The organism is Paenibacillus sp. lzh-N1 (assembly GCF_002872435.1).
Lineage (GTDB): Bacteria > Bacillota > Bacilli > Paenibacillales > Paenibacillaceae > Paenibacillus > Paenibacillus polymyxa_C.
Window position 1 is genome coordinate 680,488 of the sequence record NZ_CP025696.1, and the last position, 16,645, is coordinate 697,132.

Genomic DNA, 16,645 nt, shown 5'->3' on the forward strand with positions numbered 1-16,645 from the left:
GCGTTCCCATTTATATGGAAAACATACGTTCCCCTCTGCACCTATAACAAAAAGAGCCCCGATTAGCATGGAGCCCTTTCTGATTATATTCATTTAACCAGCATTCAACCCACTACCGAGCTGCATATCAAGGAGTGTATATGTTCGGCTGCGGGGGCTTGGACATCCCTTCTCCCAGATAAAATCCGGTGTGCGGGGGCTGATTATAGGCTACGTTCTGCCAGGCCACACTCAGGCGATACACCGGATCATGCATAAGCGTGTAGAATCGGTGTTCTGACTCGTAAGGTGTTGTGTAGATACGCAGCGCCGAATTATCACTTTTGCGCCAAATGACTTCCTCCCGCCAGTCACCGAACAGATCAGCCTGCAACGACGGTGTTCCTTTGGTTCCGTTATTGGAACTCGTCCCTGTGGCCGTAAGCAAGTTGGAAGTCGTCGAGTTCGTATAGTTCCACTTGTCGATTTTACCAGCGCTTGAGGAGGTATGATCCAGCAGTTCACGCAGCAGATCCCCATCCCACCAGATACCAAAATTAATAGAAGACGGCGTCGTGTTGGTAATGAGCTGCCCCTGGGCTGAACGTAATCCGATGCCTGGTGCCCATTGCTCATTCCCCTTCGTACGCGGATCAATGTCTGCCGACATGCCTCGTCCGGTATCCTTGCCTGTTTTTACGCCCCATAAAATGTTGCCATTGCGCGGATCGTACATGGCTGCTCCGTAGGTGGCATTTTTATCCTCGTTCACCTTAAATACTTCATATCCTGAACGGTCCGGGTCCAAATCCCCGACATGAAGCGCATCTCCATGTCCCATTCCCGTGTTAGCCAGCTTCGCTCCGTTATCGTCTACAACCAGTGAGCCATACACGATCTCATCCTTATCATCTCCATCCACATCTGCCACACTCAAACTGTGATTCCCCTGTCCAGCCGTCCCGGCATTGGTGGAGCTGTTGCTGTCAAAGGTCCAGCGGCGGCTTAGATTGCCGTTCCGCCAATCATATGCGACTAGAACAGTACGCGTGTAGTAACCACGTGCCATCACTATGCTGGGTCTCACGCCATCCAGATAAGCAACCCCGGCGAGAAAACGATCCACACGGTTACCATAGTTATCTCCCCAGCTGGACACCGTTCCGCGCGGTGGCACATAGTCAATCGTACTAAGAGCCTTGCCTGTATCACCTGAGAACACAGTTAGAAACTCGGGGCCTTTCAAAATATATCCACTCGTGTTGCGATGATCAGCCGAAGCGTCGCCAATCTTTACACCTGTACCATCTACCGTGCCGTCTGCTGTCTTGCATACAACCTCTGCTTTACCATCTCCATCAAAATCATAGACGAGAAATTGCGTATAGTGTGCACCAGCCCGAATGTTCCGTCCCAGATCGATTCGCCATTTGCGTGTTCCATCGAGCTCATATCCGTCCAAAAATACATTTCCCGTATACCCGGATTGCGAATTATCCTTAGAATTGGAAGGGTCCCATTTCAGCACAATCTCATACTCGCCATCCCCATCAAGATCCCCCACACTGGCATCATTGGCATTATACGTGTAGTTCACATGATCCGGGGTTGTGCCTCCAGCAGGCTGCTGGATGGGAACGTCCAGATAGTTGCTGTTCCATGCTTTTACCGCTGGAGAAGCGGCCTGCTCTGCTCCGTTAACCACGGCACGAACGGTATACGAAGATGAGGTCGTACCTGCCTTGTCCAGAAAGTTGGTTCTCGATGTAATCGGCGCATCATTCACTTGCTTGCCCCTCTGTACAGATTGAAGCCAACCGAATCCGCTTCCGTACCCAATAAACGCCAGCTCACCAGTACACCCTCTGGTACCTTCACTGCGACAGTTCCCCTGTTCAGCTTCTCCATTTGCCTTGTAGAGGCAGCTGAGATTGGGCTATCCATCGGAGTGACCACTCCACACAACATGACACCGAGACAGAGCAACACAGTATGCCGAAACCTTTTGTTCATCTGATCATTAGCTCCTTTCATGGTTTGTATTTTCAATAAATTTATTTTATCTGACTGATAAGTTATTGTTTTTTTAAATCTTATGATATCGCTTACATAAATGTAAAGTGACGAATCCGTCCTTTTTGTTCAAAAATCCAGACTAATGCTTTAAAAATCAGAGGTCCATGAATAATCGTTCCTCGTCAGCTATGCTTTGGATATCCTCTGAGCTAATACTGATATATTGGTAGCCTTCTGCCTGTTGTTTTTTCAATGCCAGTTCCTTCATAAAACGTGGGCTACCCTCTCCGGCATCCTCGTCATACACAAGCAATAAACCGTCTGTTTTGCGGAAAAGGAGTTCATCCCGTGCCTTGAGTTGCCATATTCCCTGATACGGCTGGCGGCTAACCACTCCCACATAGTCAACTTCGGCACAAATCTGCTGAAAATATTCCTTTTTATCCTCCTTCCATTTTTCCTCCATATTTTGATAAGCCATCATAATAGAGCATTTTAGGTCGGGGTATTGCTGTTTTAATGCAATGACGACCTCGCAAGCCCACAAGTCCACCCCGTATTGGCCGGGGGTAATCACCCATTCCAGCCCATCTTCGATCAGGGGAATCAGCCTGCTTGTAATCGCCTTTTTAATGTATGGAATGCCTTCGTGCTTTTGACTGAAAATATTCAGCTCATGGGCACGATAGCCAGAAACGAGCAAGTTTTTCATCATCTCATCGTCCTTCTGAAATTATCATAAAGCTTATTGTACCACTTCAAAGCAGGTCGCTAAACATTTCATTTTTGGATGAATGAATACGGATGAATGAATCGAATATAGTTACAAAAAAAAAACGAACCTCTGCCCTATAGGCTAAACAAGGTTCGTTATTTGGGATGCTGGGTGTTCATTCACAACTACTTTATGGTACTTAATGAATTCCTATTAATATCGGTGTATCACTCCTCGGCCGAGTTTACACGCCGATCTTGAATTCTAACATTGCTACTCAACACACCAGCATCGCTACTTATTTTGAACGACGGGTAACTAGGATCTGCCTCAAGCCGCATTTTGCTATCGAACTGCTGCTCCTGCTGCCGATCTACCCAAAAAGAATAAGAATCGGACTGAACTGCTATATCGGTTGCATTCGGTGCATCGATCACCAAGATAACAAGTACGCCGTTGCATCCACAATCTTCTGTATCATAAAACAACTTGAACATGCCTGGCCGTCCTGAAAGGACCATCGCTAGCCTTTCAACCGACAAGGAATCCAACTCTAAATGTATACTCATGAAATGAACTCTCTCCTTTGTAATTGAGATGTTTGGACATATTTGGACTCAACAACTTCAAAAAGTCTAAATATAAACTATATTTTCATTATAATCATCTCAAAACTTTAAGTACAAGGAGATCATTAATGATGGCATTTATAAAAGAAACCGTTTGTTTCTTCGCGGAGATTCTGCTGAATGCACATCTCTAACTTGTTCCTTTGTGCCAACGATTCAAATCCACCCTTACATTTGTATTAATTTGTTTGGTATTTATCAAGTTTGAACCATTTTTGAAATTCACTCTGGCTAATTTTTTTAACAGATTTCACCTTTTTGCTGTCCATGGAGTATCTGTATAATTTCTTTTGATCAGATGGATACTCACTTATATAGTCTAAACTTTTTCCATCTTTATGCCATAAAATCAGGCCGGTGCTAATATAATCCGTTTCTCTAGGAAGATATATAAAGCCTTCCTTCTTCGTATTATAAATGGCTAGGGAGCTGCTTGACGTATCACCGAACGAAAAGGCAATTTGATCTTCTTTTGGTGACCAATTATAAGCAGTAATGGATTCTACATTTTTTTTGCCTTTAGCCTTTAATAGATCCTTTACAATGGTAGATTTTCCGGTTGTAAGATTGATTAGTAATAACGTATCGCCTGCACTACGCTGTGTCTGTATAGCCAACCATGTATTAGAAGGAGATAATACTGCACTCGATATATCACGCAGTTTATCATTATATCCATCTGTTTTAAGGGTGTAACTCTTTTTTCCTTTTTTGATCGTTATGGATGTAATGACACTTTTCTCAGAACTCGGAACATTTTCCAGCTCGACTTTTTTTGCCAATAACGTAATGTTTTTTTCCTTCCACATCACTTGATCTGGAGTCTCGTTCTTTTTAAACTTAGTTATGGACTGATACACAGATGGATTTACAACATGAACCGAACTTTGAACATAGGGATTAGAATGCAACGTACGATTAGCATTGACAATAGAAAAGCCACTTACACTTCCCACCATCACTATACCCGACAGGAAAGCAATAGCGTATTTTAATGTTAGACTTTTCATTTTAATTGCTCCTTTTGTAGTAGGTTTATTGTTCTTAGGATTCATTATAGAAAGAGAAAGGATGCGTTGATCTAAACATGAACAAAACAGCTAAATTTATTTCTATTCTTATATTTTCTGCGAGTACTATGTGTATTAGGTTTTTCACCCGATAATACGGTATACCTTCTATTTTGAAAAGGATAAAGATAATGGATGGACAATTGTTTCCATTGACTGATTAATCATTCGAATCGAAGAGAAGACGTACTGATAAAATCAGAACGTCTTCTCTCCTTTAAAATTTATTTGAACAAGTTCTGCAGCAAGAAGCGTACACAAGAAAACCAGCTAGTGTTTGTCATGAGGGTCCACTTGTACAGGGAAAATAAAACATTAGACTGGCACACCTAACTTTGAAAAGCTTTTATATACCAAGCGTCCATAGCAGAGTGTTCAGAACCTGGTAGAGGTTCATGTAAAAGTGTGAATCCAAACTTTTCATATAATAAACATGCAGTTTTTAATTCATGCATTGTTTCTAAATAGCATTTTTCATAATGTTTAGAAGCAAAAGACGAAGCTGTTTCCATAAGTTTCTTGGAAAGCCCTAAACCTTGAGCTTTTGGACTTAAGTATAGCTTTTGTAATTCGCAAACTTTATCATGTTCGTTAAACGGCGCTATGCCAATTCCACCAACAACTTCTCCCTCCATTTCTACTACCCAATAGTTCGCATGTTTTAAATTATTATAGTATTGGTGTAGGTCATTAAGTTGAGGGTCAAAATAAGCTGTTCCAGGAATCGCTAATCCAAGTGATTTTAATGAATCTTGTATAATTTCTTTTACTTTTGCATTGTCTTCTTTTTTCATTTCTCGAATAACCATATACGATCTCCTTCAATTAAATCTAAAATTCGGGAGCATACTGCCGGTAGTCCTTTCGGTCTGTGGTTCAGTATTTCAGTTCGTGATTCGCCGGACAAACGAACATATTTCGCTCGGCGTCAAAGGTGAATTTCCACTTTGGAAACAATCCTTGCTTGGGATGAAATCTCCGGTGAGCAATCACCGCAAAGGTCTTCCAGCTTTGAAGTCCTTTGCAAATTAACGTTGTTAAATAACCCGAATCAAGTGCTACGGCTTCGACCTTAAATTCAAAGCGTTTTTGCTGGCGGCCAAAAGCGACAAATAGGGCACGTATCCAAAGAAAACACTTTATTTTCTTTCAACACAACTAACATACTAACAGAAAAACACGCCAAGGACATGGTCGTGTTTTTCTAAAAACTGAACGGTATGATCGTTTAATATGATATATTTTTTGTGACCATGCAATGATGATATCTGTTGGTGAATGGAATAATATAACTTAACAGGAAATATACCTCTTAAAATATATGTTATCTACGCACCGCCTGAGCATCCATTTGGTACAGTTCATCAAAAATTGTTTAGCTCAAATACGATAGACACTACACGAATTTGAGTTGATCATGATCTTGCTGTCATGAGCAACTAATTCAGATGGCCTATCCCGGATTTCCACGAACGACGGTAGCCCATACGAAACATCGGTAGCCGTATCGAACTATCGGCTGACGTATCCCCCTATGTCAGAACAAGGGAGAAACCTTCTCTGAAAACATGTTTGTACCAAACTATGCCATGCATGAAGGACTTCCAGTTCTGCTAACGAGAAAACGGAACTCCCACCTGTTGTCTTACGTTTTTTGATGGAACACCAGAAAATGAACGCCTATCTTGTTGGTTCGGAATCAACCATTTCCCGTGAAGTAGAGGCGGAGTGGGACAGTTTTCTTGACGGGTTATTTATTCCCTAAAACCACCTAGTTCTCCCCCGGCTATCATCATCTTAAAACACCTATTAAAATAGGCCGCCCAAATTTTGGGTTGACCTAATAATACGAAATCATACTTGAGAGAAAACCGCCTTTTACTCATATCGAAATCAATCTTTAATAAGAAGCTCGCCTAGCCGCTGTTGCAACTGGTGGGCATAGAACGATAGTTCTGCTTCAGCGGCCAAATCCCGCAGCAATGCCTGGATCAAAAACGCTCTAGGTGCCTTATTTTCCAACTCTTCCTCAAGCAACACGGTCACTTGCTGAAGTTCCTTCTTTCTGGCATTTGGGATATATAGATCAGGAATGATCGACAAGATCGCTTGAAACAAAACGGAAATCCTCGCTGAGCTTGTCGGGACAAGTGACTCTAAATCCACTTCCTCATACTCTTTCATGAACTCATAGGTTAGCAGAGGCTGAGGTGAACATTTACTCAAACCTTGAACCAAATCATCCATACGTTCCGCGATAAATCCTGCTAGTTTTTCGACGGTGATTGGTTTGTAGGCAAATAACAGATGAAAAGTATACTCCCGGATCATGCCGCTAAACATGGCAGTTACGTCCCATTTCCAATCCAATATGGCAGAGCCGTATTGGCGCATCAGCAGGTTTTGGTAATAGCTGAACATCTGAATCTGAATCTGATGAATGAGGGTAGAGATGTTGTCGTTGCTCGCCGAGGGAAATTCATTGTAATCTCGGGAAATATAGTAGCCGTGACGGCCAAAAAATTGGAATAAACCCATAATTTCGGCCAGATACGTTTCCCGGCGCGGTAATGCCATTTTCCGAATTCGCTCCACCTCATCCATCATATACTGCTGGCGCTGCTTCAATATACTGACGAACAACTCTTCCTTGGACTCAAAAAATTTATACAAGGAACCTTTGGCGATACTGCAATCGTCGGCGATATCCTGAATTGAGGTCGCTCTATAGCCTTTCTCCATAAAAAGGCGGATAGCAGATTGGACGATTTTTTCCTTTATTAAACTCATGCTTATGTCTCCTTATCACTTGTTACGGACAGATGTGATTTTTTCAAAGTTCCTTGATCAAGTATAGCCAATATCCAGCGAGCAAAAAAGAAGGCGTCGTGCCAAAATGAGGCGTCCGATCCACTCCATGGTACTCAGTAAAAGCGTTCTCCCTTACATTAGAGCAATACATAGCATACAAATATGGAGTAAGACCAGTACATAAATAAGCCTCACAACAGTGTCAGGCCAATTTCGGATTATGAGCAACACGGTCATCAAGGCTGGAAAACCAAAAAGACCGCCCCATCGACTGACGAACCTGTCGGCTTGTCCATTCATGAAATGAACAGGGATCTCCAGAGGAGCAGACCAGACCACTATCATGGCGGCAAGCCACGCAAGCACTGTGACAAAAACGGGCGTTTTAGGATGAAAGAGAATCTTAATCAATGCGTTGCCTCCTTTTGTTCTATCTTATTTGGGAGTAGTAAGCCAGAAAGTCCAGTGCCAGTCTACGAATTCACCCAACCGGCCGGATAGTACCATACTTAGCGCGGGAGCGAGAAGCATTGGAATCCCAAGTAAACTGATGATCGCCCCTCGCTTGTCAGGTGGAGCAAGGCGATATAGCATGGCCATTCCAATCGGGGAAACCATGTCTCCTCCTAAACCTTGAATGATCCGAAAAAAAATCAGTTGTCCGGAATTTTGCGCGAATGCAGATAATATGGAACCTAACATAAAAAATCCAATAGAACAAAGAAACACCTTCCTAGCACCGCATTTGTCCGAAAGCCATCCTGCCAACGGAATGACCGCAGAAAGTGAAAGTGTATAGGCGTTTACCGACCATTGAGTGGTCTGGAGCGAAACGCCAAATTCCTGATCCCAGGTCGCGAGGGCCAGGTTAAGAGCTGTGCTGTTCAAAATCACCATAAACGTCCCTATGACGATCGCAAGCGTTGGTAAAAAATATAGACGGAATATAAATGACCCTTCCTTAGAAGATTCGTCAATAACTGCATGATGAGACATATACAAATACCTGCTTTCTCTAGAAATGAACGAAGGTTGAGGACTAAGCCTGCTTCAGTCTAGCCCGTCAAGACCCTATTTGACCAATTAGTTTTATTAAAAACTTTTAGGTTTTCAACTCATCATATCCTTGAGAGCCAGGTGTGTCAATCCTCGATATAAACAGATTTATTCGGATTATGAACTATTAGTTCTTTACAAAACTAAATAGTCAAAATAAGATAAATGTCAGGGGTCGAAATATACAGCATTGATTTAGTCATGAAAAAACAGGGATTTATAAATGAACGGAAGGAAAAGAATATGCAAAAAAACAATCATGAGCATACCGCTGCACTCTATTTTGATGGCTTGACCAACTTCAGGGATTTCGGAGGCTATGCCACCACGGATGGGAAGAGAGTAAGAAAGGGAATCCTGTTCCGCTCCGACGAATTGTCAAAGTTATCGAGAGCCGACATGGCACGAATGGATCAAATCGGCCTTAAGCTGATTTGCGACTTGAGAACGGAAACGGAGCAGAAATCGAACAAGAGCCGCATGCTGAATCAGGGAGTCGAAGTAAAGAATTTGACCATGCAGGATAAAAGTCAGGAATTTACCCGTCTCGAATTTATAAGGTATTTAATTAGACATGGCAAGGATATCGATTTTGAGCAAACGATGAAAGACATGTATGATCATATGGGGACTGGTTCTAAGTCTACGTTACAGAAACTTTTCACTCTGTTGTCCGAAAAAGAGAAGTTTCCCGTCCTGATTCATTGCACTGGGGGCAAGGATCGAACTGGATTCATCGTGGCGATTATTCAGCTGTTTCTGGGAATTCCCTACGAAAGCGTGCTTGAGGACTACTTGCATTCCAATATATGCATCGGGCCACGTATGAAAAAAGCCGAGAAAATGATTCGACTGTTGAGCTTTTACCGAGTGCCTGCAGAGCGAATCAGGCCCATGCTGGAGGTGAAGCGTGATTATCTGGAGGACGTGCTACAGGGAATTATGAGCCGGCATGCGAACATTGAAGGATACTTGAAAAACGAATGCGGCGTTTCGCAGCAGCACCTGGAACGCTTCAAAGAGCTCGCTCTAGAGTAACGAAATTGAAGTTACCTTGTCCAATCTACTATGGGGTATTCTGGTATTTAACCGAGGACTGATCAAGGGAAACTATATGTACATTCACCGATGGAAGATAAAATTGACTCTATACTTAACTATAGTGTTTATAATTGGTGACGCGAAACAACAAGAAAAGTTTTAGTGAGGGGATTTTAAATGATATACGTGGCGTGAGAGCTGTAAGACGGAACATCTCCTGCAGAGGAAATGAGCCTTTGTCCGGGAATGCTCGAAGGCAAGCTTGATGAAAGAATTGTTTCTGGGAACACGGTCGGAGATGAGGAATTTGTCTCCCAACTGGGCTTTCACTACAAAGAGTAGAGGTCTCAGACAATATACACAATTAAAGTGTATGCCTGCCCACATATTGATAAGTGCCCTTCGGGTAAACAAGCCACTCATCTTGCTGATTAAAAACGGGCGAGCCGCATGTTATACCTTGTTTACGAACAAATGTCCCGCCTTGAGGAAACAATTGATCCTGCGAATGAGGCTCTCCAAGCACATCTACCACAGTTCCATGATATTTTAGTACATATGCGACCGTATTAAATTCGCTTGGGTTATAGAAATGACCCTCTTGATTAAAATAGGAAACATTTGTAACATCCATAAAATCGTAAAAGATGCTGTTTATGATCAGATACGGTATTAATGGATTAACCGGATATAGCGCTATGCTGGACACGTTCATGCGGTTCGTATTTTTCATGAATTGGTGAACCTCCAGTTCATATCCTTCTATTTTATGAGAGAGGTCACATTCTCGGTTGTAAAACAATTGCAGCACGATGCGACCGTCTCCACCATCGACATATTGTGAAAAGAACAAAAGAAATACCTCCTGTGGTTCCTGATGAACCTGAAATATAGTCGCTCTGCCAGGCGGTACCACTAAATACAACGTGAATGTCCAACTTTGTAACATCTTAATTACGTCAAAGTTGAGCTATAAGTAGAGCCAGTGACTGTATTCGCTTTAGTCACAATTGCTGATGTGTCCCCTTTCTTTTCCACATGAACAAAGCTGTGGTCCCCATGCTATACCTGCCAGCAACGTCTCGATTAGCGCTTTCTACCATTCTTTATTTGTTCTTAATTCACCAGTTTCTCCCCGTACATGGTTCATTCTTTTGTTAGTGAAAAGATTTTATCATCCACTTCTGAACCGATTCTGAACAATCTTAAAATTTTATTTATTCGTAGTTGGAACTTGGTAGAGAAAAAAAGAGCACTTAACCAGATAGGGCTAAGCACTCTAAAATTTTTATAAACATGGATGTACAGACCCTCTCAGGAAGTTGTAGGCTTCCATTGAAAGGTAGCTGCTGACTTAGATGGAAGGGTTGATTTGAAAACTTGATTCCCCTGCCGAACCTTAAATGTCTTTGTGTTCTCTCCCGTATTGGCGGCAATCAGGATCAGCGTACCATCGGGGTTACGATAAGCGACCGTTTCAATACTTCCACTATAATGAGAAGAATTAATACGTACCGCACCAGGACGGACAAATTTGCTGGCATGTCCAATCGCATAATATTCTACATTTTTCGTAACGGCACCGCTTAACGGGTCGATGGTCACTACACCTCTACAGTTGGTACATCCACCATTGGTCGGACCGCCGGACGGGTCAAGTGCAATATTCCAAAAGAGGACATTTTGCGACCAGTTTCGGGGTGCGCCAATAATCAGCTTGGACATATCCCAGCTTAAATCATCTCCAAAGCCCGGACTCCATGCTCCTCCGCTGCATTCTGTCATATAAACAGGCTTATCCGGAAAAGCATTGTGCACGTCTGACATCGCTGTCGGCTCTCCTTTGTAGCAATGAAAGGCCGTTCCGTGCGTATAGCTTCGAGCCTGTTCGTCTCCCAGTACGGTCTTGGCATATTCACTCCCAGTATCCCAGTTATGGTCAAAGGCAATAATATGGGTAGACAAATCGTTTCGACTTAAAGCAGGGCCTAAATATTGCTTAATAAATTTCGCCTGCTCTACTGCTCCCATACTCATGCTGGGATACTTGGACGTGGTGAATTCCGGCTCATTTTGAATGGAAATCGCCTGAATGGGAATCCCCTCATTCGCATAGGCCTGTATATAACGAACAAAATAGTCAGCATACGCCTGATAGACACGCGGATCGGTATAGTCCAAATACCAACCGTTATATATCTGCTCACCATATTTCATCCAGGACGGGGCCGTCCATGGAGTCCCCATAATCCGTAAATCTTGGTTTCTTCTCAGAATTTGCTTCAGCACATCGATCACATCCCGATCCTTGGCAATGGAGAAATGATTTAGCTCATAGTCCTTGCCTGTGGCCACATCATCATAGGTATAGCTGCTAGGCTGTCCCTGTTCATCCACTGAATAATCTGATGCTCCAATGGTATGGCGAATATAGCTTAATTGAATACCGCCGGCTGTAAACAAGTCATTGAGCAACTGATCACGCTGATTGGCAGACATGCCATGATTCATCAGATATGCAGACGAACCGGAAACTGCTGCGCCAAACCCTTCCATCGTCTGGTAACGAATATCTGGTCTAATCTCAACCGTCAGTGTATCCGCATTCGCTGCAACTTCGTTACTGTTGTCTTTTCTCCATGGGATTGGGGCTTGCTGTGTCAGACGATTCGCCGGGTCTGGTGTGGTTAGCCACATACTGACATTCCTTTCGCCTGCCGTGTTCACACCATTCTGCATAGCCAGACTGATCAGAATAGCACCAATCAAGATGATAGCTGCAACTATAAGCAGGAACAAGTCAGAACGTCGTTGTTTTGGGAGTTTCTTCATCTAAGGTCCTCCTCTCTCCATAATCAGACTGTCCCCTATATTTCCTTCTATTTCAGCTTTCACTTGGGTTTCCCTTTGCATACCTACTGAATGTTACATATCTATAGCAAAAAGAGAGCCGGTGCTAGTGCCCGTGCTCTCTTGAAATTTAACCACTTTAAAAGGAATATAACGGGATTACTTTTTTGCCTTTTCTGTAGAGGTTGCCGGAATCGTAACACTTCCTGTCAGTCTTGTATCCTGAGAGGAGCTGCCTACATAAATCGGAACTTCACCAGATGGCATAACCCATGCTTTGGATTTTTCATCCCAATAAGAGAGAGCTTTCGGGTCGAGCTCAATGCGAACCTTCTTCTCTTGGCCCCGCTTTAACTCTACCTTGGCCCAACCTGCCAATTGACGTGATGGAGTCTCTACATTGGTCGGAAGCTTACCGCTGTATACCTGCACAACCTCAGCTCCGGCTGTTTTGCCAGTGTTTTTTAATTTAAGCGAAACCTCGACAGAACTTGTACGATCGGATTTCTTTCCACTCGCATGCTGTTTTACCTTCAAATCACTGTACCCGAAAGTTGTATAGGATAAACCGTGTCCAAAGGAAAATGCAGGTTGAATACCCGATTTCTCATATCCACGGTAGCCTACAAAAATACCGTCTGAATAGTCACCGACTCCATTGACACCCGGAAATTTCTCCGGTGAGGATACAGGTGTAGACTGCTCGTTAACCGGGAAGGTTACTGGCAGCTTGCCAGAAGGATTCACATCCCCAAACAAGACGCGCGCTATGGCATTCCCTTGCTCTTGACCAGCAAACCATGCCTGTACGATCGCTGGAACTTTGTCCTGCCAGGTGTCCATTTGCACAGCTCTGCCGCTCATTTGTACCACAATGGTTTTCGGGTTGGCAGCGGCAACCGCACGGATCAGCCGATCCTGATTATTCGGCAGCTCCATATCGGAACGCTCCACATAGCCTTCACTCTCATACGTACGTGTGACCACAATCGCAACATCCGATTTTTTAGCCAGCTTTACAGCATTGTCAATCAGCTTGTCTGTCGTATCTGCCGGAGGCTCCCAGCCCAGACGAACCATACCACCAGAATCGCGACCATTCGTTGGATAATCGGCACGATATTCAATTCGTATCTTATGCTTTTCCCCCGCTTGGAGCGAGATGTTTTTCTTCGTTGTTCCCAGCTTCGTACCTTGATTATCTACAAATAGCTTGTCATCAAGATACAGCTTGCTTGACCCCAAACTGGTTAATGACAATGCATAGTCACCATCCTTGGGAGCTGCAATGGCCCCTGTCCAGCGTGCAGATATCAAACCATTTAGTGTTGTTGGGGTATTAGGAACTTTAGGGGACTTCGCATTGAAGCCCTGATAATTATAAAAGCCAAGATTCATATTGACTTGATCATCATTGCGCACAAGAATCGGATTGCCTTCCATCTTGTTATTCGTCCAGTATTCGCCTCGCAGTCCCTGCTCAGCATCGCCATAAGTCGCATATCCAACACTGACATTCTCTTTCTGATCGGATGTGGTCAGCAACGAAGACGGAACAGCTGATGGACCTGGCATAATGTCTCCCGCAGAAATAGGGTCCGTGCCCGGTGCATACTTGACGGTAACTCCTTTGCCTACACGATTACGGATGCCTTCCAGCGGACTCACCGTGTACGTCGGGTTTACCAACGAACTGCCTCCGCCTGCCACTGTGCCGCTATCTGCATCTGGACCAATCACAGCAATGGATTTGAGTTTATCTTGAGATAACGGTAATACGTTGTTTTTATTCTGAAGCAGTACCATACTTTCCTCAGCCAATTGACGGGCTGTTTTACCATGGTCACGTGCATCAATTTGATTATTTTGAGCCGGGTGATCAAACAAACCTTTACTGAACATTTGCACCAGAATGCGCTTAGCCTTATCATCAATCGTTTGTTCACTTACCTTGCCATTCTTGACAGCATCCAGCAGCTGGTCTCCCCATTTACCATAAGGTGTTCCGGGTGTTTCCAGGTCCAAACCGCTATTTGCCGATTCGACTGTACTCAGATTTGCGCCATAATCACTCATCACGAAGCCTTTGAATTGCATTTCCTTTTTCAAAAGGTCTGTCAGGATGGTCTTGTTCTCACATGCCGATTCGCCGTTGACCTTGTTAAAGGAGCACATAGCTCCGCCCAAGTCTGCCTTGGCAATAGCCTCCTGAAACGGGCGTATGTAAATTTCATGTAGCGCACGGTCACTGACTTTGACACTTGTCGTGAAACGCTCCGTCTCCTGATTATTCATAAGGTAATGTTTCGCAGTCGCCAAGACAGGGTGGCTTTGCACACCTTTGACATAAGCGGTCGCCATTTGCGATTGCAGTAGCGGGTCCTCGCCCATAGATTCAAAGTTCCTCGATCCCCATGGAATACGGGCAATATCCATCCCCGGTCCAAGCACCACATTATGAGTCGTATTAAAAGCCTCGTCTCCAATCAAATCTCCATACTGTTTGGCAGCCTGGGTATCCCACGTTGCAGCCAATGCAATAGGGGCCGGCAACGCAGTTGATTGCTTGTCCTGCACATCCGGATTGGCGATCCGAACACCCGCAGGTCCATCTGCCATCTTTAACGCCGGAATACCCAACCGTTCCATCGAATTATTATAAAATCCATAATAATTGTTGACCTTACCAGTCACCAGATCTATTTTTTCTTCCAGCGTCATTTCTTGTAACAGCAATGCTGCCCGTTTCTCAGCCGACAGGGATGTGTTCATCCAAGGCCGATCTGTCCGGCTTCCTGCCGCTCCTGCAATATGCATAGGTCCGATCACAACAGCCGCAATGACTGTCATCATCACCATACGGAACAACCATGTTGATTTTACTTTCACGTTTGTAATTCCTCCTTGATGTTTGGTCATGAGGTGAATGCCTATTCAACGCTCACAGGCTTGCAAAGGCTCTCGACCCTGCGAGCTCCAACAAGAATCCAGAGCCACGGGGTAAGCAAGCAAGCAGCAAAAGCCGCAATGGCTCAAGTGACACGTTTACCACCCTACCGCACATTTTCGGAAATTTCATTGAAAGTTTTTGGAAGAAAAATACTAGGACCTTCATTCTTTCTTATATAAAGAGAGCGCTAACAATTCAGTTAACTGATTATAAGATTACACTTTTGTAACTTTTTAATGACTGTTTTTTAACTATTTATAACCATAAAAAATGATCCATATGTCCCACGCTTTGACATGCATCTATGATCTTTTTTAGCGTGCGACCAAAGCCTCTATTTTAGGAAATTGGAAATACTTATGTATAAAAAAGAAAGGATAATAAAAAAACAGAGACCTGAAAGGTCCCTGGAGGCAATGTGGATTCAATGTGATTATTCAAATGGATAACGGAGCCCCCACTGTGAACGAATTTGATCCATCAATTTCATAATTCCTAATGATTCATCCAAAGAAATAGTAGAACTTTCGAGCAAACCTTCGTTCAAGCAGCGCCCGACTTCTTCTGCCTCAAAAGCATAGCCTGTAGAGAAGCGGTCATCCTGAAAGTTCTGTGCCTCTTCACCGTCCACAACTAAAGTAGCCGATGTACTATTCAAGAATGACGGAATGTGGATATAGCCCTTGGTTCCATGGATATAAGCCTCATTCGTCAGCCCGAGACGAACCGCCCCGTTAAGCATAGCCGTGCGTCCTTTTCCATAATCCAGCATGATCGAAAATGTTTCATCAACGCCCGTTTCCCCGATATGGGCGGTACTCCATACATGCTCTGGCTCGGGGCCAAAGATCATCGAAGCAAAAGAAACGGGGTAAATTCCTGCATCTAATAATGCCCCTCCGCCCAGCTCGGGATTCAATAATCTTCCCTCTGGGTTCCAGTCTATACGAAAGCCGAATTCCGCCTTCACCAACTTCACTTCACCAATACGTCCCTCATGTATCCACTCCCGCACTTGACGAATCGGTGGCAAAAAACGTGTCCACATTGCTTCCATCAGGAATAGTTTATGATCACGCGCATAGCTGACTAGTTCCTCCAGCTCTTTGCTGTTGACGGTGAAGGGTTTCTCACACAAGACGGCTTTGCCCGCTCGAAGAGCCGCTAGAACATTCTCTTTATGAAAAGGATGAGGGGTTCCAATGTAAATCGCATCGACTTCGGAATCTTGCACTAATTCCTCATAGCTACCGTATGCCTGTGCTATTTGATGCTTGGCTGCAAATTCGGTAGCGCTTTCAATATTGCGTGATCCAACGGCGTATCCTTCTCCATTCGTAACATGCTGCAAATCAGCAACAAACTGATCTGAGATCCATCCCGTACCGACAATTCCCCATTTTATCTTTTTGCTCATACTTGTATCCCTCCCAGTTGTATAGTTAACGTAGACTTACACGATCTTCTTCATTCTAGCAAACACCTGCCCTAAACAAAAGAAATTCCTGTTCGCCGACAGTTTGTATTG

12 protein-coding genes and 3 pseudogenes are annotated in these 16,645 nt (G+C 43.9%); 2 read left to right on the plus strand and 13 right to left on the minus strand.

The window, feature by feature from the left end:
- Positions 1-127: 127 nt before the first annotated feature.
- From C0638_RS03060 to C0638_RS25525, 6 genes and pseudogenes are all read right to left on the minus strand, one after another.
- A pseudogene (locus tag C0638_RS03060) lies at positions 128-1,992 on the minus strand (rhamnogalacturonan lyase).
- A 157-nt stretch (positions 1,993-2,149) separates the two neighbouring features.
- Complete coding sequence (locus C0638_RS03065; RefSeq protein WP_025679708.1) at positions 2,150-2,710, minus strand: SLOG family protein; 561 nt, start codon at positions 2,708-2,710, stop codon at positions 2,150-2,152.
- A 227-nt stretch (positions 2,711-2,937) separates the two neighbouring features.
- Complete coding sequence (locus C0638_RS03070) at positions 2,938-3,279, minus strand: iron-sulfur cluster biosynthesis family protein (RefSeq protein ID WP_102163336.1); 342 nt, start codon at positions 3,277-3,279, stop codon at positions 2,938-2,940.
- Between the two features lie 239 nt (positions 3,280-3,518).
- The gene (locus C0638_RS03075; protein WP_102163337.1) at positions 3,519-4,349 is read right to left on the minus strand and encodes a hypothetical protein; all 831 of its coding nucleotides are present in this window, start codon (positions 4,347-4,349) and stop codon (positions 3,519-3,521) included.
- Positions 4,350-4,738: 389 nt separating this feature from the next.
- A complete protein-coding gene (locus tag C0638_RS03080; protein WP_025679703.1) occupies positions 4,739-5,218 on the minus strand; it encodes a GNAT family N-acetyltransferase in 480 nt (159 codons plus the stop codon).
- 70 nt (positions 5,219-5,288) lie between these two features.
- Positions 5,289-5,530: pseudogene (locus tag C0638_RS25525) on the minus strand (IS5/IS1182 family transposase); the annotation flags it as partial.
- 131 nt (positions 5,531-5,661) lie between these two features.
- Between C0638_RS25525 and C0638_RS25530 the strand changes: the two are divergent.
- Positions 5,662-5,819: pseudogene (locus C0638_RS25530) on the plus strand (cupin domain-containing protein); the annotation flags it as partial.
- A gap of 483 nt (positions 5,820-6,302) precedes the next feature.
- Here C0638_RS25530 and C0638_RS03090 read toward each other — a convergent pair.
- From C0638_RS03090 to C0638_RS03100, 3 genes are all read right to left on the minus strand, one after another.
- Positions 6,303-7,199 (minus strand): TetR/AcrR family transcriptional regulator, encoded by an 897-nt coding sequence (locus C0638_RS03090; RefSeq protein ID WP_102163338.1) that lies wholly within the window; start codon positions 7,197-7,199, stop codon positions 6,303-6,305.
- A gap of 153 nt (positions 7,200-7,352) precedes the next feature.
- Complete coding sequence (locus tag C0638_RS03095) at positions 7,353-7,631, minus strand: DUF1648 domain-containing protein (protein WP_102163339.1); 279 nt, start codon at positions 7,629-7,631, stop codon at positions 7,353-7,355.
- A gap of 24 nt (positions 7,632-7,655) precedes the next feature.
- Positions 7,656-8,216, minus strand: coding sequence for an MFS transporter (locus C0638_RS03100; RefSeq protein WP_102163340.1), 561 nt, complete (start codon positions 8,214-8,216; stop codon positions 7,656-7,658).
- Positions 8,217-8,519: 303 nt separating this feature from the next.
- Between C0638_RS03100 and C0638_RS03105 the strand changes: the two genes are divergently transcribed.
- Positions 8,520-9,314 (plus strand): tyrosine-protein phosphatase, encoded by a 795-nt coding sequence (locus C0638_RS03105; protein WP_102163846.1) that lies wholly within the window; start codon positions 8,520-8,522, stop codon positions 9,312-9,314.
- Positions 9,315-9,681: 367 nt separating this feature from the next.
- Here the strand turns inward: C0638_RS03105 and C0638_RS03110 are convergent, their stop codons facing one another.
- From C0638_RS03110 to C0638_RS03125, 4 genes are all read right to left on the minus strand, one after another.
- A complete protein-coding gene (locus tag C0638_RS03110; RefSeq protein ID WP_090736640.1) occupies positions 9,682-10,170 on the minus strand; it encodes an RTX toxin in 489 nt (162 codons plus the stop codon).
- A 461-nt stretch (positions 10,171-10,631) separates the two neighbouring features.
- Entirely contained in the window at positions 10,632-12,149 is a 1,518-nt protein-coding gene (locus C0638_RS03115) for a glycoside hydrolase family 30 protein (protein WP_102163341.1), read from the minus strand.
- Between the two features lie 177 nt (positions 12,150-12,326).
- A complete protein-coding gene (locus C0638_RS03120) occupies positions 12,327-15,056 on the minus strand; it encodes a beta-glucosidase (RefSeq protein ID WP_102163342.1) in 2,730 nt (909 codons plus the stop codon).
- A 494-nt stretch (positions 15,057-15,550) separates the two neighbouring features.
- Positions 15,551-16,534 carry a Gfo/Idh/MocA family protein gene (locus C0638_RS03125; RefSeq protein ID WP_102163343.1) on the minus strand — a complete coding sequence of 328 codons (984 nt, stop codon included), beginning with the start codon at positions 16,532-16,534 and terminating at the stop codon, positions 15,551-15,553.
- Between the last annotated feature and the right edge of the window lie 111 nt (positions 16,535-16,645).

Excerpts from the sequence above, each read along its gene's own strand:
- C0638_RS03065 (WP_025679708.1), bottom strand. The coding sequence starts at position 2,710 with ATGATGAAAAACTTGCTCGTTTCTGGCTATCGTGCCCATGAGCTGAAT.
- C0638_RS03070 (WP_102163336.1), bottom strand. The coding sequence starts at position 3,279 with ATGAGTATACATTTAGAGTTGGATTCCTTGTCGGTTGAAAGGCTAGCG.
- C0638_RS03075 (WP_102163337.1), bottom strand. The coding sequence starts at position 4,349 with ATGAAAAGTCTAACATTAAAATACGCTATTGCTTTCCTGTCGGGTATA.
- C0638_RS03080 (WP_025679703.1), bottom strand. The coding sequence starts at position 5,218 with ATGGTTATTCGAGAAATGAAAAAAGAAGACAATGCAAAAGTAAAAGAA.
- C0638_RS03090 (WP_102163338.1), bottom strand. The coding sequence starts at position 7,199 with ATGAGTTTAATAAAGGAAAAAATCGTCCAATCTGCTATCCGCCTTTTT.
- C0638_RS03100 (WP_102163340.1), bottom strand. The coding sequence starts at position 8,216 with ATGTCTCATCATGCAGTTATTGACGAATCTTCTAAGGAAGGGTCATTT.
- C0638_RS03105 (WP_102163846.1), top strand. The coding sequence starts at position 8,520 with ATGCAAAAAAACAATCATGAGCATACCGCTGCACTCTATTTTGATGGC.
- C0638_RS03115 (WP_102163341.1), bottom strand. The coding sequence starts at position 12,149 with ATGAAGAAACTCCCAAAACAACGACGTTCTGACTTGTTCCTGCTTATA.
- C0638_RS03125 (WP_102163343.1), bottom strand. The coding sequence starts at position 16,534 with ATGAGCAAAAAGATAAAATGGGGAATTGTCGGTACGGGATGGATCTCA.